The sequence below is a fragment of the Pedobacter sp. GW822-FHT03F06 genome, assembly GCF_058801365.1.
Genome location: NZ_JBXANE010000009.1, coordinates 183412 through 203476 on the forward strand (window position 1 = coordinate 183412; position 20065 = coordinate 203476).

Below are 20065 nucleotides of genomic sequence, written 5' to 3' on the forward strand. Positions count from 1 at the left end.
ATTCAAATCAAGAAAAATACCAATCTTTAAGTTTTTGTTTATCAGTGTTTTATTGTGCTGGTTGGTTTTTGGTATTCATGATATATCGTCGATTTACTAAATGTCATTAACGTTTTATATTCAGCTTTTTAATTTTAGAACTCAACGTAGTTGCCGGAATGCCCAATAATTCTGCCGCACCACCACTGCCTGCAACCTTGCCTTTGCAGCGCTCCAAAACCCTGATGATATGGTCTCTTTCATTGTCAATAATCGTTTTAATCCCATTTGGCGAAAGCGGTTCCTCATTTTTAATTCCAAGTTCCAAATGATCGGGATTAAGTTTTCCATTTGATGAAAGCAGTATACTTCTCAGTATCACATGTTCCAATTCCCTGATATTACCTGGCCAATCATATAACATCAGCCTATCCATAAAATCAGTGGGAATTTCGGTAATGTTTTTACCTACTGCTTTTGCATGTTTCTGAACAAAATATTCTGCCAATAGTGGGATGTCGGTCTTTCGTCGGCAAAGCGGAGGAACGTGGATTGGAAAAACATTAAGCCGATAGAAAAGATCCAGCCTAAATCTGCCTTTTGCAATCTCTTTCTCTAAATTGAGGTTGGTAGCAGCGATTATTCTTAGATCAACAGCAATGGGCTGTTTGCCACCAATCCGTTCAATTTCTTTCTCCTGCAGGGCCCGAAGTAGTTTTGCCTGCAGATCGAAGGGCATTTCTCCGATTTCATCGAGGAAGATGGTGCCCCCGTTAGCCTCTTCAAATTTTCCAATTCTGGTGTTAACAGCGCCTGTAAACGAGCCTTTTTCATGGCCAAATAGAGTGGATTCAATTAAATCTGCAGGCAATGCAGCACAATTTACGGCCACAATTGGCTTTGCGCTTCTATGCGATAATCGGTGGATGCTTTTGGCAACTTCTTCTTTTCCTGTCCCACTCGCTCCGGTTATCAATACAGATGTATCAGTTGGGGCAACAATTTTAATCTTGTCTAAAACACTGAGCAAAGCCGTACTTTTGCCGATAATATTTTCGAAATCTTTTTTCGCTACAGGATAGTTGCCGCTTTCCTGATGTAAAACTGTTTCCATTCCCGCTTTTTCAAGCTCGATAATATGGACCAATTTTTTCTCTAAAGTGCCTGATAAAAAGTTAAGCAACTCCATGTGTGCGGGTTGGTAAATGTTTTCAGTTCTACTGTAAAACGAAAAGCTGATCTGATCGCCGTTTTCCAGGTAGAATGTTTTGACCAGGTTGGAATAAAGATGATAAGTGGTGGCGATTAAATTTTTCATTGGAGCAGCCTTTTTCACCCCCTCAAAATCATCACCAATGTAAATGGCGTCGGCTGTTGTTTCGGGTACCAGTTGATTGATGGTATCATATTCTGCCCTGCTTAAACCCGCGTATTTTAAGAAGTCATTTGCTGTAAATAAGTCGTACTGGTCAAAGTTTTTTCTGGTGATTCCAATTTCGCTATATCGTTTTCCATCTTTTGCGATACCTGAAAGTGCAATAAAATCAAAAGGAATATATGGCTGGAAGGCAGCTGCAGTGGCTAAAATTTTCTTTTGCCAGGTTAACGATTTCATCGAGATGTCTACAATGAAATCCTGCATAAAGCGCTCGCTGCTCATTTTCATGTTATTGCTGTTTTCCTTGCGGTACCTGGCAATATCAATGCTGAGTAAAATATCGCGGTCGCGGTAAGGTTTAACAATAAACCCGTACGGACAAGTTGACTTTGCGGCCTCCAGCACTTTTTCATTCGAATTTGCAGAGATATAAATGAATGGAATCTGGCTTTTCATCAAATCGTAGGCCAGATCAATACCAGTTAGTCTGCCCTTTAAATAGATATCTAAAAGCACCAGGTCTACCTGATGTTTTTCCAGTAGAGCCTGAGCATTTTTAACAGAATCGGCAATGCCGACAACCTGATAGCCGGCACGCTGCAAAATCATCTGCAGATCGTGCGCAACGATAAATTCATCTTCAACGATTAGAATTTTTTCTGTCCTCATCTTCAATTAATCTTTCAGCAGGAATAAATCTTCACTTCTATTTATAAAAATCAAACTTAACGAAACGCCATCTCTGCTTTCCATTGTAAAAATACCATCAATTTGTGCACTCAGTCCCTTCATCAAAATAATACCCAATGTGTTGCTCTGTTCATAATCAAAGTCGGCGGGTAAACCAATGCCATTATCCTTAATAAATAGTTGATAATGATCTGCATGGCATTCTTTTAGGCTAATGATCACTTTTCCGCCATGCCGATTAGGAAAAGCATATTTGAAAATATTGGTAATGGCCTCGTTAATGATTAAGCCAAGTGGAACAGCTTTCGAAATATCCAGTTCGAGATTTAAAATATCCAATTCAAAACTGATCTTTTTATCATCGTTCAGGCTTTCCTTTAAATATTCGACCAATTCTACAATATAAGGCTGAATGTTTATGGTAGCCAGATTTTCTGTTTGATAGAGCTTTTGATGAATCAACGCAATACTTTTCAAACGGTGCTGACTTTCTTTTATGGCCTCAATTGCCGATAAATCTTCCAGGTAATAACTTTGGCTGTTTAGTAAACTCATTGTTAATTGCAGGTTGTTTTTAACCCGGTGATGCACTTCCTTAATTAAGCTTTCCTTCTCTTCAATTAAATTATTTTTTTGTTGAATATTGACTTCAAGTTCAGCGTAGGCAAGGTCTATATCTGCTTTTTTCCTGACTAAAATATCATGAAGTTTCTTTTTCAACCGAAACCTGCCATAAATTAAAACAAGCACGATAGTTAAAAATGCCAGTCCGGCTATAGTGGCATTTTTGATCCATTGAATGCGGTTAAGTTCCTGACTTTGCAATTGTGATTTCTTCCTGAGGATTTCATTTTCATTATCCTTTTGCGAAGCCTGGAATTCAATCTTCAATCGCTCAATGGTGTTTAAGTTTTCCTGGCTAAGCATCGAATCTCTAAGCTTATGAAAGGTTTGCAGGTGAACAATGGCCTCAGCCGGACGATCTGTAGCTACATCTATTTTGTAAAGAATTTCATTTAACCTGATCTGTCTTGGCAGGGTCATGCTGATCTGGTTTTCTCTCGCCTTTTCAGCGAATTGTAAAGCTAGCCCGTATTTGTTTTGGGCAAAGTAAAATTCGCTTACAGAGAAGAAAACTGAAGTTTGGAAAGTGTTGGAATATGTTTTTAATGTAGCATCTTCCAGCAGTTTATCGAAATATTTTTTAGCCAGATCGTACTTTTTTAACGCTGCATAACACTCGCCAAATGCCAGAAACATAAAATATTGATGCCCGCTCGACGGATTGTTCACTTCGTTCCATGTTTTTTGGAGTATGGATAGTGCTTTTTTGGCTTCACCCAGTTTGATCATTTGGCTCGTAATGGAATAAGCCGTAACAAAACGGAAAGGATCTTTTTTATCGCCACTATCAAGGGTTTTATGGTACCAGGTTATACTTTCTTTAGCTTTGCCCATGGCCTCATAGGCAGAACCTACTCTGTTTAAATAGGTGCCGAGCACTTCCTCATGATTGCTTTGAGCCGTTTTTACACTCAGTAAAGCATAATTTAAGGCCTTGCTCAGTTCTCCTTTTCGTTCGTAAACTGCCGAAAGTAAATCGTAAGCCATTGGGAGGTCGGGGAGTTTAAATTTTTTATCCAGCGCTATAACTTCAAAAAGCTCTTTTATCGATAAATCAAATTTTTCTTCCTCTAAATGGAAGTCGGCCATTGTTTTTAGAAGCGTTGCCTCTCTGTATTTTTCCTGGAAGGAGGTGCCGATTTCTTTATACAAGGCATGTGCTGTAGCTGCCCGGTTGTAAAATGTTCTGTTTTTATAATCAGAAACCGTATCGGGAACATTAACATAATAAGCATACCATGCGCTGGCTTCGAAATGTTTATTGCCAATTCTTTTTGAAACAGCAATTGCCTTTTCATAAGTGAGTGCCTGCTGTACGCTTAAATGTTTTTTGTTGAAAAACCGGGCGTAGGCCATAAGGATCCGGAATTCCGAGTTTAGGGATTTAAGTTGATCATTTAAAATGCGTGCTTTTTGCAGATAAGGCATTGCCTTCGCTAAATTTATGCTTTGGTTTTCTTGTTGATTAATAAAATGACCGGCAATGTTTAGCAGGTATTGTATGCGGTTTGTATCGGGTTTTGAATCAGCCAAAAGTCTCTGTAGCTTTTGAAGAGAATCTGTGGGATTTAAACGATCTACCTGATTTCTGGCTGAAGTATTACTACTCTTAATGAGTATTAAACTGAAAATTGCAAATAGCATGATGAGCACGATCGTTTTATTGACGTGCTTTACTGACGCAGCTTTTTTAAACAGTTTGTTTAATTCTATCATTAAATGTTACTTATTCAGGATATGTTCCCGTTTAATTTTAAATTTTTTAATTTTTGAGTTAAGGGTGGTTGCAGGGATATTTAATATTTCTGCAGCTCCACCGATACCGGATATTTTTCCCTTGCAACGTTTTAAAACCGATAGAATATGGTCGCGCTCATTTTCGTGGATGCTTTTGATTTTTTGCTCATCTGTATTGTTAATTGCCTCATTTCTATCTGTTTTAGGTAGGTGGATTTCTTTTAATATATTGCCGGATGTTAATAATATGCTCCGTTCAATCAAATGCTCCAGCTCCCTTACGTTTCCCGGCCAGGGGTAGAGCATGAGTTTATTCAGCGCGCTTTTGGAAATGGCGTTTACCTGCCTTCCTGTTTTTTTTGAAATGCGTTCAATGAAGAAGGCTGTTAGATGGGGGATATCATCCAATCTATCCCTTAACGGTGGGACTGGAATTGGAAATACGTTTAACCTGTAATATAGGTCGCTCCTGAAACTTCCTTTTTCTACCTCTTTTAGCAGATTTCTGTTCGTGGCAGCGATAATTCTCACATTTGTTTTAATTACATCCCTGCCGCCAATCCGTTCAATTTCTTTTTCCTGTAATGCGCGGAGCAGCTTTACCTGAAGTTCTAAGGAAAGTTCGCCAATCTCATCCAAAAAAAGCGTCCCATTGTGTGCCAGTTCAAACTTGCCGATGCGCCTGTCGGTTGCACCTGTAAAGCTGCCTTTTTCATGACCGAAGAGTTCACTTTCAGCCAAGCTAGCGGGGATTGCGGCACAATTAATTTTAACCATCAATTCATTGCTGCGAAGTGAGGAATTATGTAATGCCCTTGCAATGAGTTCTTTTCCTGTTCCTGTTTCCCCGGAAATAAGTACTGTACTATCGGTAGCAGCAACAGCCTCAACCAGATGGAAAATGTCTTTTAACGACTTGCTCTGTCCGATGATTTCTGTATGATTGTATTTGTGTTGGATCTCTTCCTGAAGGTAACTTTTTTCATCCTCTAATTTTTGTTTGTACGCGTTGATTTCTAAGAGCTGTTGTTCTATTTTTTCGTTTGCGCGGATGTTCGATATCGCTATTGAAATCTGCTGCGAAATGCCCTGTAGCAGGTCAAAATAGATATTCGATAAGGAATTCATGTTCTTGGTGTAGAGGTAAAAGAAACCGATACATGCTGATCGGTCCACCATTTTAAGGCCAATCATTTCTTTAATGCCTTTATTGTGCCAAAATGATAACCAGGCAGGTGCGTCATCCCACTTTAAAACTTCTTCTACGTTAAAAACGATTGGTTTTGCTGAAGAAATCATCGCCCTGCACATGCCGTCATCGAGCGTGTATTTCTTCGATGATTCTGGTGCTATACCGGCTGTTTTAAGAAAATCCTCTTTTTGGTTATAGATGAAAGCACTATGGGTCTCCTGATCGTCATTAATCAAACAGATTACAAAGTCATCAAAATCAAATAATTTTTTAAGCTTTAGGTCTATAACATCGAAGAGATCAAGTTTATTCCTGATGGAAGCAATGGAGTTGCTTAACGATAACAAAACTGCATTTTCCCTTTCTTTTTGTTCGAGTTTTTTAACCAAGCGGGCGTTTTCGATTTCAAGTACTGTTGCTCCATTGATATTTGGGATGGCATGTTCTTGATTTTGAATTTCAGATAAATTGCCCTTGCTTTCCATGTCGCTAAATTAGGGTTTATAATTTTAATTAATGACTTTTGGTTTGTTAAATCAGTAACGAAATTTCGTTAGTTGTTTGTGTTTTGTGTTGATTTTTAGTGAGATATATTGTTTTTTAGTGTTGATATTTATTTGATTTTTTTCGTTATTATTTAGGTGCTAAATTAATTTATCCCGCAGATTTAGGAGATCTCCGCAGAATCATATCTAATATCTGCGCAATAATCCTGCGCATCGTCCTGCTGAACTTGTTTCAGCATCTTTCCTGTCATTAACTGGTACTGATTCCTTAAGAAGCATTTCCTTTATTCGCGCTGTGGTTAAAAAACAGGTTTCGATTAAAGCACCCTTTTGTGGTAAAACAAAACATAAAATTCGTAAATCAACGATATATAGTTAATCATAGTTTGTGTGTTTTTGTGTAATATTCTGATTTATAGTTATTTGCTTGATGGTATGTTTCTTGGAACAGTGAGGGAAACAAAAAATATTTAATTATGAAACCATCACCAGACTTATTATCTCCGGAAAATCATGCATTAGTATTAATCGATTTCGAGGGACAGATGGCTTTTGCAACAAAAAGCATCTCTATTACCGAACTCCGTACAAATGTGGCCATTGTTTGTGGTGCATCTAAAATCTTTAACGTACCCACTATTGTAACCACAGTTGCCGAAGAGTCGTTTGCCGGCCCTGTTTTTCCAGAAATTGAAGAATTTTATCCCCAGTCTACTTCAAATTATATCGATAGAACTTCGATGAATACTTGGGAAGATGAACCGGCTTACAGAGCAATCACTGCAACAGGAAAAAAGAAACTTGTATTGGCTGGTCTTTGGACGGGTGTTTGTATCGTTGGTCCGGCTTTATCAGCCTTGTCAGAAGGTTTTGATGTTTTCGTGATCACTGATGCCTGTGGTGATGTAAGCAATGAAGCACACGAACGGGCCATTCAACGGATGGTGCATGCAGGTGTAAAACCGGTAACTGCTGTGCAGTACATTCTTGAACTTCAAAGAGATTGGGCCAGAACCGGAACCTATGAGCCTGTAACCACACTAATGAAAAAATACGGTGCAGGTTATGGCCTTGGTATCCAGTATGCACACAAAATGGTAAAACACTAATCCTCATTTACATAAAATGAGAACTGATTATCCCCATTTGGCATTCGTTGTTGTTATGTGTTTTTGCTTATCAACAACAGTGGCTTTCGCCCAAGGCATTAAGCTAATGCGCTACGATGAGGATTATAGCCATTTGAAAGATTCGGCCAGGAACATCAGCAATACGTTAAAGTTCCTGCCGCTTTCTGCCGATAAAAAAGTTTACCTCAGTTTTGGTGGCGAAATCAGGGAGGAATATGGAGGAAAAATCAATGAAGACTGGATCAGAGATCAGGGTTTCAATTATTCTTTTTTACAGCGCTACTCGCTTTATGCTGATTTAAATGTTGGAGAAAGACTGCGGATTTTTGCCCAGCTAAACAGTGCCCTGGAAAATGGCAGTAAGTACGGTCCCTCTCCGGTTGATGAAGACCGGCTTGTGGTACAAAATCTGTTTGCAGAATATAGGATACTTAAAGATTCACCGAATAAATTAGCGCTTAGGTTGGGCAGGCAGGAAATTAATTATGGCTCCGGGCGGTTAATTTCTGTGAGAGAGGGGACCACCGTACGGCAGTATTTTACCGGGGCAAAACTGATGTATGCAGCACCGCGGTTTTCACTGGACGCATTTGTTTTAGCAGCTGATGAAGTGAATTTCGGGGTATTCGATAATCGTCCTAGCCATCAGGCAAACCTTTGGGGCGCTTATTCGAATCTCAATATCCAACAAGGGGGAAACTTCGATTTTTATTATTTAGGCATCAGGCGTGACAATGCAGAATTTGAGGAAGGCGTTGAAAAAGAAATCAGGCATACTTTGGCTACGCGATATTGGAAAAGTGGTGGCGGTTTTATCTATAATGTAGAAGCTGCCTATCAGTTTGGCAAGTTTGGAAGTGGCAATATAGATGCATGGACGATGGCTATTGAATTGGGTTATACTTTTGAAGATACCAGGCTTAAGCCTTCTTTAAACCTGCGTAACGATTATATCTCGGGTGACAGGAAAGCTGGCGATGGAAAACTCCAAACCTTTAACCCCTTATATCCCAAAGGAGGCTATTTTGGATTTAATCCCCTCATTGGACCTTCGAATTTGATTGATCTGCACCCTTACTTAACCCTTAGTCCAACCGATAAATTAAGCTTTCAGGCTGATATTGTTTTCAACTGGAGGTATTCTACAAACGACGGGATTTATCGCCCCAGCGGAAATTTTAATACCGCAGGTTCACTTTCCAATCATCGCTTTATCGGTACCACTTATCTGCTCAGTGCAGATTATAAATTCAATAACAACCTTTCATTCAGCTGTGGGGGGCAATATTTCAGGGTGGGTGATTTTATAAAAGATATCGTACCACTCTGGGAGAATTCAAAGTTTTTTAATGCTCAGGTATCATACAAATTTTAAACAATAAGAAAATGAAAAATAACTTCACTAAAAAATCAATAGCTGCTATCCAAAACTTCAGGGTGGCCATCATCATATTTTCTGTATTTGTTACAGGAACAGCATTTGCACAAAACACCACCGCAATAGGAACGGCTAAAGTTTGGGGTACAGTTGATGGAGTTGCCATCGAAGGTGTTGTTCAGGGGCCATCGGCGCAGGTTAGCGATTTACAGATTGCCTGCGTTTTCGAGTATACAGAGGGAGATATTTTTAATTCGCCACCTGCACTTCCGCCAGCATTAAATGGTTTGGTCCACTTAGATCAGGATATGAAAGGTTTGATCACCGAAATCCGCAAAAGCGGGAAATTTCTTGGTCACGCTAACGAAACCATTTTAATTTCTCCACCAAAGGGTACCATAGGTGGCAAACGTCTGCTTTTAATCGGTCTTGGCGATCGGAATAAATTTACACCAGAACTAATGACCGGAGTAGGCGCCATCGCCATGAGAGAAGCACTTAAGCTGGGTGTAAACAATTTTTCTTTTGCAAGTGATTTAAAAGATGCAGGAATCGACTCGCCAACGGCATTAGTTGCTGGCAACGTTGTAAAAGGCATTTTAGAGGCTTACAGAACCCAAACCTGGTTAAAAGAAAAGAATATGGCAACCTTTAAACCAGTAGCGAAAGTGATCCTTTTGGCTGGACCGGCATTTTTTACAACAGCTGGAGAAGGCATTCAGGAAGCAATTGCTGCCATTAAAAATTAAGATCTCAAATCTAAAAAAAGACACCATGACTGCAGATATCATTTTATTCAATGGTAAGGTTCATACCATTGCCAAGCAAAAGGAAGAAATAACAGCCGTTGCCATTAAAGATGGCAAGTTTATCGCCGTTGGTCGTGATAGCGACATTATGAATTTTTCGGGTTCTGCAACAAGGCTGATTGATCTGGGCAAAAAACGGGTTGTTCCGGGGATTAACGACTCCCATATCCATTTAATCCGTGGTGGGTTAAATTTCAATCTGGAATTACGCTGGGATGGTGTTCCATCGCTTGCCGATGCCTTACGGATGCTTAAAGAGCAGGTAGATATTACCCCATCACCACAATGGGTGCGTGTAGTTGGAGGCTGGTCTGAGTTTCAGTTTGCTGAAAGGAGGATGCCAACGCTGGAAGAAATAAATACCATTGCGCCAGAAACGCCCGTGTTTATTTTGCATCTATACGACCGTGCTTTTATGAACCGTGCTGCGCTTAAAGCCGTTGGGTACACCAAAGATACGCCTGCGCCTCCGGGCGGAGAAATCCAGAGAGATGCCAATGGTGAGCCTACCGGACTGATTATTGCCAGCCCAAATGCCATGATTTTATATTCTACGCTGGCAAAAGGCCCGAAACTTTCTTATGAACATCAGGTAAATTCCACCCGTCATTTTATGACAGAACTGAACCGTTTCGGGATTACCAGTGTAATTGATGCCGGTGGAGGTTTTCAGAATTTTCCTGACGATTATAAAGTCGTAAACGAATTAAATGAGCAAAAACAACTAACCGTTCGCATTGCCTACAACTTGTTTACCCAACGCCCCAAACAGGAGTTTGAGGATTTTGACAACTGGACCAATACCGTAAAACTTTACCAGGGAGATGATATGTACCGCCACAACGGAGCAGGTGAGATGCTGGTTTTCTCTGCAGCTGATTTTGAAGATTTTCTTCAGCCGCGGCCAGATCTCTCTGATAATATGGAACCTGAACTGGAACGTGTGGTGCGTTTGCTGGTCGAAAAAAGATGGCCTTTCAGGCTTCACGCCACTTATAATGAAAGTATTGGACGGTTTTTAAATGTTTTCGAAAAGGTTAATAAAGATATTCCTTTTGCTGGCCTGCCCTGGATATTCGACCATGCCGAAACCATCGACGAGCGGAACATTGAACGTGTAAAAGCATTGGGCGGCGGCATAGCGATCCAGAGCAGAATGGCTTATCAGGGCGAATATTTTACCGAACGTTATGGTGCAAAAGCTGCACTCCAAACACCTCCGGTTAAAAAAATGCTTGAAATGGAAGTGCCTGTTGGCGGGGGCTCTGATGCCACACGCGTAAGCAGTTACAACCCATGGGTTTCCATGTTCTGGTTAACTGCCGGTAAAACAGTGGGTGGCTTAAAAATCTACAGTGAGGAAACCATTTTATCAAGAGAAACCGCTTTAGAATTATATACCAGAGGTAGTGCCTGGTTTTCGAACGAACAGCAAAAGAAGGGCGATATCGAAGTAGGCATGCTGGCAGATTTAGCTGTACTTAACCATGATTATTTCGAAGTTGCCGACGAACAGATCAAAAGTATCGAATCTGATTTAACCATTGTTGACGGCAAAATTGTGTATGCAAAAGGTGATTTCTCTTCGTTTTCGCCACCAAAAATCCCGATTCTACCAGACTGGTCGCCAACGAAAAACTATAATGGATATTATTCTCCATTGACGCATAAAACAGATCAGCAAGGAAAAACAAAAGGAGCAAACGGAGCCGGTTCAGTTTTAGCCATGGTGCATTCCTGCGTGGGTAGCTGTAATGTACATAACCATAATCACGATGCAGTAAGGACCAGCAACCTCCCTGTAAACAATTACACCGCATTTTGGGGCGCTCTGGGCTGCTCATGCTTTGCTTTTTAAACCATGGAAAATATCATTAAATACCTGCTTTACTCTGATTTGGGATCAGACTTTAATAACTGGGCCGTACTTATTTTTAGGCTGCTGCTCATGCTCGAGCTTTTCAGGGTACATGGCATGAAAAAATTCCGTGTACAAAACGGAGAGAAAGAACATGTGCCCAATCCCTTGGGGTTGCCAGATAAACTAAATGCTCTGGTTGCCACTTTTTCTGATACCGTTGTGCCATTTCTGGTTGCAATAGGGTTCGGAACCAGGCTTTTCCTATTGCCATCAATAGGGGTAACAGCAATCGGTTACTTTGTGGTACACCGTAAAGATCCGATAGCGGTGCGTGATGTACCATATATGTACACACTTGCCATGCTTTTTTTATGGCTAATTGGGCCTGGAACCATTTCAATAGATCATTACTTAATCAACACATTTTTTAATTAACAGATAAACATCAAAATCATGGAAGCTAAAATTGGAATCAGCGCAGAAAACCTCGCCGAGGTTGCACATTCATTAAGCAAAATTCTTGCAGATGAATACGTTTTATATACAAAAACAAGAAAAGCGCACTGGAACGTAGAAGGGCCAGATTTTTACAACAAACACAAATTCTTCGAAGAGCAGTATACCCAATTGGAAAGTATTGTTGATGAAGTTGCAGAACGGATCCGCAAACTTGGCCATTATGCCCCGGCGTCGCTTAAACAGTTTCTGGAATTGACCCACTTAAGCGAGGATGACCGTGGCAAGAACGATGCACCAACCTACATCAAAATACTGCTTGCTGATCACGAAAGTATCTTGATCCATTTAAGGGAAAACATTGATAATTATGCAGGGGCGCTTAAAGATGCCGGAACAAGCGATTACATTACAGGTTTAATGGAAACACACGAAACCATGGCCTGGATGTTAAGGGCACACTTATCATAAATCAAAAACAAAATGGAAGAAAAACAGAACAATATCTGGTTTGTAACCCTTATATTAACCATTATAGCAGGCTATTGCGATAGTATCACTTTTGTTGCTGCCGATAAGATTTTCTCGGCTCACGTTACAGGAAACTTTATTGTATTTGCCTATCAAATAATTAAAGGCACTGATGGTGATGCTTGGATCAAGCTGTTGACTTTCCCAATATTTATGCTCTCTGTTATGGCTGGTGGCTGGATATCGGCGAGATTTTCGAACAGGCATTTTCTGCTTTTATGCGAAGGGATTATCCTTTTGTTGGGCGGGGCAATAGCCTATTCACTCGGCTATATCGATAATGGAGAAATTACATGGCCAATGTACCTGGTTACCATGATCGTGGTTTTTGCCATGGGGCTGCAGAATGCCTTTGGGAAACTTTTTGCCAAAGAAACCTATGGACCAACAACCATGATGACGGGCAATGTAACCCAGTTTGCGCTCGATATTAGGTCGTTTTGTAATTCAGGTTTCAAAAACGCTGACTTTCTTTCAGGGATAAATAAGGGATTAATCACTTTGGGCGGGTTTTTAATCGGTTGTATCCTCGGTGCCTGGATCGGACAACTGTTTGGGCTGGTGGGTATTGTGCTGCCCGGCGTTGCCATGGTAATCTGCTATTACAGCACCAAACCGGTTAAAAATGATGTTAAACTTTAAAGATGCCAACCAAAAATAGAACAGCTAATTTTTGCAGGCCGGAATTCAGGTTCTTGTTCATTACTTTAATGCTGATCAGTCCTGTCCTTGCAAAAGGGCAGGGCATCAGGACCCTCAGGGAAGTTGAAACAGCAGAAATTAAACTCCGCAGGCTTGGCCAAACAGAAAGTAAAGTCGATTTATGGATCGAACTAGGTACCTATTACCTCAATTTACCGGGCGAATTAAAAGCCGACCTTGCCCGGGCGATGCGATTCCGAGAACAGGCTTTTGCTTTAGCCAGCAAGATCGAATACGCCAAAGGAATTGCCCGAAGTATGGTACTCAAAGGAAATATCATCCGCGAATTGGGAGATAGGGCCTTAGGGACAAAAATTTATGAACAGGCCATTGCTTACGCTTCAAGGTTAAACCTGAAAGATCAATTGGCAGAAGCATATTCGGCCATGGGTAATCTTTTTGGCAATGAAGGAGCAGATCTCGATAAGAAAATTGCTTACAACGAAAAATCACTGGCCCTTTACCGCCAGGTTGGGGATAAATTAGAAGAAGCCAATTCGCTCAAAAACCTGGGCGATTATTACAACATCAAAGGACAGCCTGCCCATGCCATAAAACTAATGGATACTTCGCTTGCCGTTTACAGGACTGTTGGCTTTAAAGAGCTGCAAGGAGTTTACAATAACATGTGTATTACCAATATCAGCCTCGGCAATTTTTCAGAAGCCTTAAAATATGGACTATTGGCCGAGAAAACTGCCGACCAGTTGGCTGATACAAGTTTGCAAAGAAGTTCTATAAACAACCATTTAGGTTTAACCTATTATTACCTGAGGAACGACCAGAAAGCACTTGACTATTGGTTAAGGGCCAAAAACATTGCTGAGCGTTACAAAGATCCGGGTTACATGCAAACCATTATTGCCAATGTTGCTACCATTTATGTCCGGATGAAAAGGTTTGAAGATGGAATAGCTGCATTGAAAGAGTTGATTAAAAAGTATCCGCCAACTGATACCCAGATGAAACTGCGCATACCTTATATTTTATTCAACACCTATTACGATATTGGACAATATGGCAAGGCTGAACCTTTTTTCAAAACTTTAATTAAATTCCATCACGACCTGCCCAAAGATGATCCGAACCAGATTTACCTGTATCGAAGTATTATCCGTAAACTGATCCGTGAGAAGCAATTTCAAGCTGCCGACGGTTATTTAAAAGAACATGAAAAGCAAAGTATAGCGCAGAAAAACTTACTGGCGCTTTCGCAGTTGCACAGGCTTTGGTTTGATGTAGATTCTGCACTGAACAAACCCTGGTCGGCTGTTGCACATTATAAAACCTATAAAAGGTTAACGGATTCCATCTGGAACAACGAAAAGAACAAACAGATTTCGGGATTGGAAATCGAATATCAGACCGAGAAAAAAGACAAAGACATTGCATTGCTGCATCAGAAAAATCAGTTGCAGCAGGTCAGGATCGGGAATGAGGAGCGGGTGAGGTATTTTTTTATTGCAGGGCTTATTATCGCGGCGCTGTTTGTGGGTCTCATTTATAACCGTTATCGTTTAAAAAAGCGTAGCAATCTTGTCCTGGAGCAAAAGCAGGAAGAAATCAATACACAGAACGAACTGCTTAGGAAAATACTCGGCGAAAAAGAATGGCTCCTTCGCGAAATCCACCACCGGGTAAAAAACAACCTGCAGATTGTCATCAGCCTGCTTAATACACAATCTGCATATCTGGATAACGAAGATGCACTGGTAGCCATCAGGAATAGCCAGAACAGGATGCATGCCATGTCGCTCATTCATCAAAAACTGTATCAGTCTGATAATCTGGCAGAAATCGATATGAAGTGGTACATCAAAGAGCTGGTAGAATATATGATCGAATGTTTTGGTACTGATAGAAAAATCCAGTTCACTTTAGAAACAGAGGCGATTAAATTAGATGTTGCACAGGCGGTTCCGCTTGGTTTGATCCTGAATGAGGCCATTAGTAACGTGATTAAATATGCCTTTCCAGGTGATAAAAAAGGTAAAGTGCACATTTCTTTCTTGCTCACGGGAGAGGAGTGTTGCGAACTGAAAATTGCAGATACGGGGATTGGTTTGCCAACAGGCTTCTATCCTGATCATACCGAATCACTTGGAATGAGTTTAATGACCGGCCTTACCGAACAGCTTAACGGAGAAATAAAAATGTGGAACGATGATGGCCTTGTGCTTGATGTCATCTTCAAACGCCACAACGAATTAATTACAGAAAGCTCAGCACCATTAATAAATAAAAATTAAACGATATGAATACTAACATTTTAGGCCTGCACCACATTACCGCGATTGCAGGCAATGCGCAGCAAAACTTCGATTTTTATACTAAAACCCTAGGTTTAAGGTTGGTAAAAAAGACCGTGAACTTTGATGATCCTGGAACTTACCATCTTTACTATGGAGATGAAAGTGGATCTGCAGGAACCATTCTTACCTTTTTTCCCTGGGAGGGAATTGGGCAGGGGACAGAAGGCGTAGGAATGGCAACAGAAATCGGTTATTCCGTACCTGCGGGCAGTCACGAGTTCTGGTTAGAAAGATTCGGTTCCGCAAACGTTAAAACAAAAGAAATTACCGAGCGTTTCGGCGAACAGGTACTTGCTTTTAAAGACCCAGATGGTTTATCGCTGAGTTTGATTGTACCCAAAACTACAGATGCCAGAACCCCTTGGGAAACTGCTGATATCAAAAAGGATACCGCAACCAAAGGTTTCCACAGTACCACCTTAACCCTGCAAAGTATCGATGGAACTGCAAAGGTGTTAACCGATTTATTTGGTTACCGTTTACTGGGACAGGAAGAAAACCGATATCGTTTTATTACCGATACGGTAGAAAATGCAGCCATTGTAGACCTGCTGGAAGTGCCAGCTGGCCACAGGGGCAGAAATGCTGCCGGTACCAATCACCATGTGGCATTCCGCGTTAAAAACGAGGATATCCAAATGGAATTAAGGGAGCAGATTTTAAGTAAAAACTTACAGATTACGCCTAAAATTGATCGTGATTATTTCTACTCTTTATATTTCCGCGAACCAGGAGGGGTTCTTTTCGAGATTGCGACCGAAAATCCAGGTTTTACTGTTGATGAACCCTTGAATGAGTTGGGAACACACTTAAAATTACCGCATCAGCACGAGCATTTACGCGAAGAATTAGATAAATTACTTCCAAAATTAATTTAAAAAAGATGGCACAGGTAAAATTAAACATTCAGGAAGGTGAACCAAGTTCGTTCGATATTTATGATGAAGATGGAAAAGTTGGCGAAATGATTTTTGATATCAAAGATTCAGACCTAACCGTTTACCATACCGAAGTAGATCCTGCAAAAGAAGGAAAAGGTTATGCTAAAATGTTACTCGATGCAATGGTGGCCTATGTCCGCGAAAACAGATTAATGGTTATTCCAATGTGCCCCTATGTTCATATCCAGTTCAAACGGCATGAAGAGCTTTACGGCGATATCTGGAACAAAATAAAAGAAGAATAAAAATGAGAGAAATTATAAAAACTGGAAAAAGCCTTGATCAGGCAGAAAAAGTACTGATCATGATCCACGGCCGTGGCGGAACTGCCCAGGATATATTATCAATGGCAGAATACCTGGAGGTTTCAAAATTTGCACTGATCGCTCCGCAGGCTGAAAATAATACCTGGTATCCGCAATCATTTTTGGCACCACGGGTAGCTAATGAGCCTTCGCTTTCCAATGCGCTAAAAACAATAAACGATATTGTAGTTGATCTGGGAAAAGAAGGTTTTACAAAAGAGCAGATCTACTTTTTGGGTTTTTCTCAGGGCGCCTGTTTAACCCTCGATTTTGTTGCAAGCAATGCTGCCCGTTATGGTGGTGTGGTGGCTTTCACAGGTGGCCTTATCGGTGAACAGGTGGATCACCGCAATTATCATGGCGACTTCGACGGTACGCCTATTTTTATCGGTAGCAGTGATCCCGATATGCATGTTCCGGTTTCAAGAGTAAAAGAATCAACAGTTTTACTCGAAGGTATGGGCGCAGAGGTTACCGAGATTATTTACCAAAACATGGGGCATACCATCAGTCATTCAGAAATAGCACAGGTAAATAAGCTGATTTTTAACGGTTAACTGAGCAAATGGAAAAGGAAACAGAAAGAATAGAGGCTTTTAGCGATGGTGTTTTCGCCATATCAGTGACACTCCTGGTGCTCGAACTTCATATACCGGAAGTAAAAGATGGCAATACCTACACTCACCTGCTTGAGCAATTAAAGCTCCAGTGGCCGGGCTATATCGCTTTTGTCATTTCCTTTTTTAGCATTTTTATTATCTGGGTTAACCACCATAAAGTTTTTAAACAGATTTACAAACGAAACACGGGACTAATGTTTGCCAATGGGCTCATTCTATTCCTGGTTTCGCTTGTTTCTTTTCCCAGCGCACTACTGGCCAGGTTTTTTCTAACAGATTCGAAGCAGCTTTCGGTTACCATTTACACCGGGCTGTTCGTTTTGATTAATCTGGCTTTCAACCTGCTTTGGCAACAGGCTAGCTCGGATAAAAAACTGTTGCGTCCCGGAATCAGTGATGTTGCCATCAGGCAACTCCGGAATAACTACCTGTATGGATTCCCGACCTACTTAATCGCTTTTGTCCTTTCGTTTTTTTATCCCGATTATGCTTTGCTTATCTGCGTTTTACTTTGGATATTCTGGGCAGCATCATCTAAGAAAATTAACTTTACCGAAACACCAGCTTTGTAATTAAAAGGATTTAAATTCATAAAACATGTCAAAATATAAAATCGCAATACTTGATGATTATCAGGATGTAGCGAAATCATTTGCCGATTGGACGGTACTTGCCGAACATGCCGATATTAAAGTATTTACCGATCATCTTCATGGCGAGGATGAAATTGTGGAACGCTTGAAACACTTTGAAATCATTTGCGTGATGCGCGAACGTACCCCTTTAACTGCAGCTTTACTCATGCAACTGCCTAATCTGAAACTGATCGTTTCTACGGGGGCCAGAAACCGTTCCATTGATGTTGCTGCAGCTGAAAAATTGCAAATTGAAGTGCGCAACACCGGCTATTTAGGTCATGGCGCTTTAGAGCTTACCTGGGCACTCTTAATGGCCATCGCGAAACACATTCCGCAAGAAAATGCCAATCTGCGTGCCGGTGGCTGGCAGCATATGGTAGGGAATGATTTAAAAGGGAAAACCCTTGGCATCTTAGGACTTGGGAATTTGGGGGCACAGGTTGCTGCCGTGGCAAAAGTTTTTGATATGGATATCATTGCCTGGAGTGAAAACTTAACACCCGAAAAAGCATTAGCTGGCGGTGCGAGATATGTAGACAAAAAAACTTTATTCGAGGAGTCTGATTATTTAACCGTTCATATGGTGCTGAGCGATAGGAGTAAAGGTATAGTGGGTGCCGAAGACCTGACACTCATGAAACCTACCGCCTACCTGATCAATACTTCAAGAGGGCCACTTGTTGATGAAGAAGCACTGATCAAAAGCCTGGAAGAAAATAAGATTGCCGGCGCAGCTTTAGACGTTTTTGATAAGGAGCCGCTTGATGAAGATCACCCTTTCAGAAAATTGAACAATGTATTGGCTACGCCACATATCGGCTTCGTTACCCAGGATACCTATAACCTTTTTTTTAATGATATTATTAAGGCCTTAATGGATTGGCTGCCAAAACATCCAAAAAATTAAGTGAACTTTTAATGGATAGATGATATGAGAAGAATACTCCCGTTATTGTGGGAAGGCTTTTAAGCCGATAGCATGCCCCGATTTTCGGAGAAGCAGTCTTTATAGCAGGATAACTAGTGGTAAAGATTGCTTCGTCGTTCATTCTCAGCAATCACGATGCCTCCATATCCATCATCCTGAGGCACCGAGGATCTGCATCTAATAGGTTCACCTTTTCCCTGCTTTCCATTGCCTCAAAAAAAAATGAATCATAAATTAACGAAATAAGGTAAGCTTAAAATGTATTTATTTTATTTAATTGTTTGATAATCAATTTGTTGATGGTTGGCTTTTGTTTTGAAAGATAAGAGATAGCCCCTAAAGTAGTGGCATGATAAATTATTTTAAAACAAAAACAAATTATGATGAAGTACAATCAACTCATTGCGGTCACTTTACTCGTTTCGGCAATTGGTTTAAGCGCGTGTAAAGAACATCCGAAAGAAAACAAAGAAGAAACACAAAAAACAGCTACCGAAGGAAGAAAAGAATACTATGAGGTTGCGCCAAATGTAAAACTGCACGTAACTGATTTAGGCAATGGTCCGGCAGTGGTGCTGATCCATGGTTATCCATTAAGCGATTCATCCTGGGAGTATCAGTACCATGCTCTGGTTAAGGCCGGTTATCGGGCGATTGGGATTACTTTAAGAGGCTTTGGCCAGTCTGATAAACCATTTGGTAAATATGATTATGATCAGTTTGCGGATGATATCAAAAGTGTTTTAGATCAAATGGATATTAAGGATGCGGTAATCGGCGGACACTCCATGGGTGGTGCAATCGTGTTACATTATGCAGCCAAATACAATGGTGCACACATTAAAAAGCTTGGTTTGTTCTCGGCCGCCGCACCTCGTCACACTAAAACTGCCGATTATCCTTACCCATTATTCACAAAAGAGGATATCAGTAGCTGGGTTGCCCTTAATGATTCAGATCGCCCTGCATTATTGGCTGCGGTTGGAGGTAAATTTGCTTTAAATGCCACTTCACTCTCTCCAGGTATTGGCCAGTGGTTATACTCGATAGAACTTCAATCATCAGCTTATGCAATGGAGCAAGCACTTATTTCTTTAAGAGATGAAGATTTGAGGGCTGATTTAGCAAAAATCAAAATCCCAACTTTAATCATGCATGCAAAAGACGATCACATTGTTGCCTATGCATTAGCGCAACAAATGAATAAAGGAATCGAGGGTTCTAAACTCGTAACCTTTGATAAAAGCGGCCATGCTTCCTTTCTCGAAGAAAAAGATAAGTTCAATGAAGAACTGATCAAATTCATTAAAGAATAATCAATCATTGGTGGATATCGGGCACATTACAT

Annotated in this window: 17 protein-coding genes; 14 read left to right on the forward strand and 3 right to left on the reverse strand. The window is 40.7% G+C overall.

Annotation, left to right across the window (positions count from 1 at the left end; all coding sequences use genetic code 11):
- Positions 1-106: 106 nt before the first annotated feature.
- The 3 genes from AC1RJ8_RS16990 to AC1RJ8_RS17000 form a co-directional block, all read right to left on the reverse strand.
- Positions 107-2026: a sigma 54-interacting transcriptional regulator gene (locus AC1RJ8_RS16990; protein WP_492955032.1), complete on the reverse strand. Its 1920-nt coding sequence runs from the start codon at positions 2024-2026 to the stop codon at positions 107-109.
- Positions 2027-2032: 6 nt separating this feature from the next.
- Complete coding sequence (locus AC1RJ8_RS16995) at positions 2033-4315, reverse strand: tetratricopeptide repeat-containing sensor histidine kinase (RefSeq protein ID WP_492955033.1); 2283 nt, start codon at positions 4313-4315, stop codon at positions 2033-2035.
- A gap of 78 nt (positions 4316-4393) precedes the next feature.
- Entirely contained in the window at positions 4394-6085 is a 1692-nt protein-coding gene (locus AC1RJ8_RS17000; protein ID WP_492955034.1) for a sigma-54 interaction domain-containing protein, read from the reverse strand.
- 497 nt (positions 6086-6582) lie between these two features.
- Between AC1RJ8_RS17000 and AC1RJ8_RS17005 the strand changes: the two genes are divergently transcribed.
- From AC1RJ8_RS17005 to AC1RJ8_RS17070, 14 genes are all read left to right on the forward strand, one after another.
- Entirely contained in the window at positions 6583-7215 is a 633-nt protein-coding gene (locus AC1RJ8_RS17005) for a hydrolase (protein WP_492955035.1), read from the forward strand.
- Positions 7216-7231: 16 nt separating this feature from the next.
- On the forward strand, positions 7232-8611 hold the full coding sequence (locus tag AC1RJ8_RS17010; protein WP_492955036.1) for an alginate export family protein: 1380 nt from the start codon (positions 7232-7234) through the stop codon (positions 8609-8611).
- An 11-nt stretch (positions 8612-8622) separates the two neighbouring features.
- Positions 8623-9363, forward strand: a complete 741-nt coding sequence (locus AC1RJ8_RS17015) for a M17 family peptidase N-terminal domain-containing protein (RefSeq protein WP_492955037.1) — start codon at positions 8623-8625, stop codon at positions 9361-9363.
- 25 nt (positions 9364-9388) lie between these two features.
- Positions 9389-11281 (forward strand): amidohydrolase, encoded by a 1893-nt coding sequence (locus tag AC1RJ8_RS17020; RefSeq protein ID WP_492955038.1) that lies wholly within the window; start codon positions 9389-9391, stop codon positions 11279-11281.
- Positions 11282-11284: 3 nt separating this feature from the next.
- Positions 11285-11719 carry a DoxX family protein gene (locus AC1RJ8_RS17025; protein WP_492955039.1) on the forward strand — a complete coding sequence of 145 codons (435 nt, stop codon included), beginning with the start codon at positions 11285-11287 and terminating at the stop codon, positions 11717-11719.
- Positions 11720-11737: 18 nt separating this feature from the next.
- Entirely contained in the window at positions 11738-12211 is a 474-nt protein-coding gene (locus AC1RJ8_RS17030; protein WP_492955040.1) for a Dps family protein, read from the forward strand.
- Between the two features lie 12 nt (positions 12212-12223).
- Entirely contained in the window at positions 12224-12913 is a 690-nt protein-coding gene (locus AC1RJ8_RS17035) for a YoaK family protein (protein WP_492955041.1), read from the forward strand.
- Between the two features lie 2 nt (positions 12914-12915).
- Positions 12916-15222 (forward strand): tetratricopeptide repeat-containing sensor histidine kinase, encoded by a 2307-nt coding sequence (locus AC1RJ8_RS17040; protein WP_492955042.1) that lies wholly within the window; start codon positions 12916-12918, stop codon positions 15220-15222.
- A 5-nt stretch (positions 15223-15227) separates the two neighbouring features.
- Entirely contained in the window at positions 15228-16163 is a 936-nt protein-coding gene (locus AC1RJ8_RS17045) for a ring-cleaving dioxygenase (RefSeq protein WP_492955043.1), read from the forward strand.
- Positions 16164-16168: 5 nt separating this feature from the next.
- On the forward strand, positions 16169-16471 hold the full coding sequence (locus AC1RJ8_RS17050; protein ID WP_492955044.1) for a GNAT family N-acetyltransferase: 303 nt from the start codon (positions 16169-16171) through the stop codon (positions 16469-16471).
- A 2-nt stretch (positions 16472-16473) separates the two neighbouring features.
- Positions 16474-17088, forward strand: a complete 615-nt coding sequence (locus tag AC1RJ8_RS17055; protein ID WP_492955045.1) for an alpha/beta hydrolase — start codon at positions 16474-16476, stop codon at positions 17086-17088.
- A gap of 8 nt (positions 17089-17096) precedes the next feature.
- Complete coding sequence (locus tag AC1RJ8_RS17060; protein ID WP_492955046.1) at positions 17097-17723, forward strand: TMEM175 family protein; 627 nt, start codon at positions 17097-17099, stop codon at positions 17721-17723.
- Positions 17724-17748: 25 nt separating this feature from the next.
- Positions 17749-18696 carry a D-2-hydroxyacid dehydrogenase family protein gene (locus AC1RJ8_RS17065; RefSeq protein ID WP_492955047.1) on the forward strand — a complete coding sequence of 316 codons (948 nt, stop codon included), beginning with the start codon at positions 17749-17751 and terminating at the stop codon, positions 18694-18696.
- Between the two features lie 401 nt (positions 18697-19097).
- A complete protein-coding gene (locus tag AC1RJ8_RS17070; protein ID WP_492955048.1) occupies positions 19098-20033 on the forward strand; it encodes an alpha/beta fold hydrolase in 936 nt (311 codons plus the stop codon).
- Positions 20034-20065: the final 32 nt, after the last annotated feature.

What these genes read in the sequence shown, in the direction of transcription:
- AC1RJ8_RS16990 (WP_492955032.1), bottom strand. Translation starts at nt 2,026, where the DNA reads ATGAGGACAGAAAAAATTCTAATCGTTGAAGATGAATTTATCGTTGCG.
- AC1RJ8_RS16995 (WP_492955033.1), bottom strand. Translation starts at nt 4,315, where the DNA reads ATGCTATTTGCAATTTTCAGTTTAATACTCATTAAGAGTAGTAATACT.
- AC1RJ8_RS17000 (WP_492955034.1), bottom strand. Translation starts at nt 6,085, where the DNA reads ATGGAAAGCAAGGGCAATTTATCTGAAATTCAAAATCAAGAACATGCC.
- AC1RJ8_RS17005 (WP_492955035.1), top strand. Translation starts at nt 6,583, where the DNA reads ATGAAACCATCACCAGACTTATTATCTCCGGAAAATCATGCATTAGTA.
- AC1RJ8_RS17010 (WP_492955036.1), top strand. Translation starts at nt 7,232, where the DNA reads ATGAGAACTGATTATCCCCATTTGGCATTCGTTGTTGTTATGTGTTTT.
- AC1RJ8_RS17015 (WP_492955037.1), top strand. Translation starts at nt 8,623, where the DNA reads ATGAAAAATAACTTCACTAAAAAATCAATAGCTGCTATCCAAAACTTC.
- AC1RJ8_RS17020 (WP_492955038.1), top strand. Translation starts at nt 9,389, where the DNA reads ATGACTGCAGATATCATTTTATTCAATGGTAAGGTTCATACCATTGCC.
- AC1RJ8_RS17025 (WP_492955039.1), top strand. Translation starts at nt 11,285, where the DNA reads ATGGAAAATATCATTAAATACCTGCTTTACTCTGATTTGGGATCAGAC.
- AC1RJ8_RS17030 (WP_492955040.1), top strand. Translation starts at nt 11,738, where the DNA reads ATGGAAGCTAAAATTGGAATCAGCGCAGAAAACCTCGCCGAGGTTGCA.
- AC1RJ8_RS17035 (WP_492955041.1), top strand. Translation starts at nt 12,224, where the DNA reads ATGGAAGAAAAACAGAACAATATCTGGTTTGTAACCCTTATATTAACC.
- AC1RJ8_RS17040 (WP_492955042.1), top strand. Translation starts at nt 12,916, where the DNA reads ATGCCAACCAAAAATAGAACAGCTAATTTTTGCAGGCCGGAATTCAGG.
- AC1RJ8_RS17045 (WP_492955043.1), top strand. Translation starts at nt 15,228, where the DNA reads ATGAATACTAACATTTTAGGCCTGCACCACATTACCGCGATTGCAGGC.
- AC1RJ8_RS17050 (WP_492955044.1), top strand. Translation starts at nt 16,169, where the DNA reads ATGGCACAGGTAAAATTAAACATTCAGGAAGGTGAACCAAGTTCGTTC.
- AC1RJ8_RS17055 (WP_492955045.1), top strand. Translation starts at nt 16,474, where the DNA reads ATGAGAGAAATTATAAAAACTGGAAAAAGCCTTGATCAGGCAGAAAAA.
- AC1RJ8_RS17060 (WP_492955046.1), top strand. Translation starts at nt 17,097, where the DNA reads ATGGAAAAGGAAACAGAAAGAATAGAGGCTTTTAGCGATGGTGTTTTC.
- AC1RJ8_RS17065 (WP_492955047.1), top strand. Translation starts at nt 17,749, where the DNA reads ATGTCAAAATATAAAATCGCAATACTTGATGATTATCAGGATGTAGCG.
- AC1RJ8_RS17070 (WP_492955048.1), top strand. Translation starts at nt 19,098, where the DNA reads ATGATGAAGTACAATCAACTCATTGCGGTCACTTTACTCGTTTCGGCA.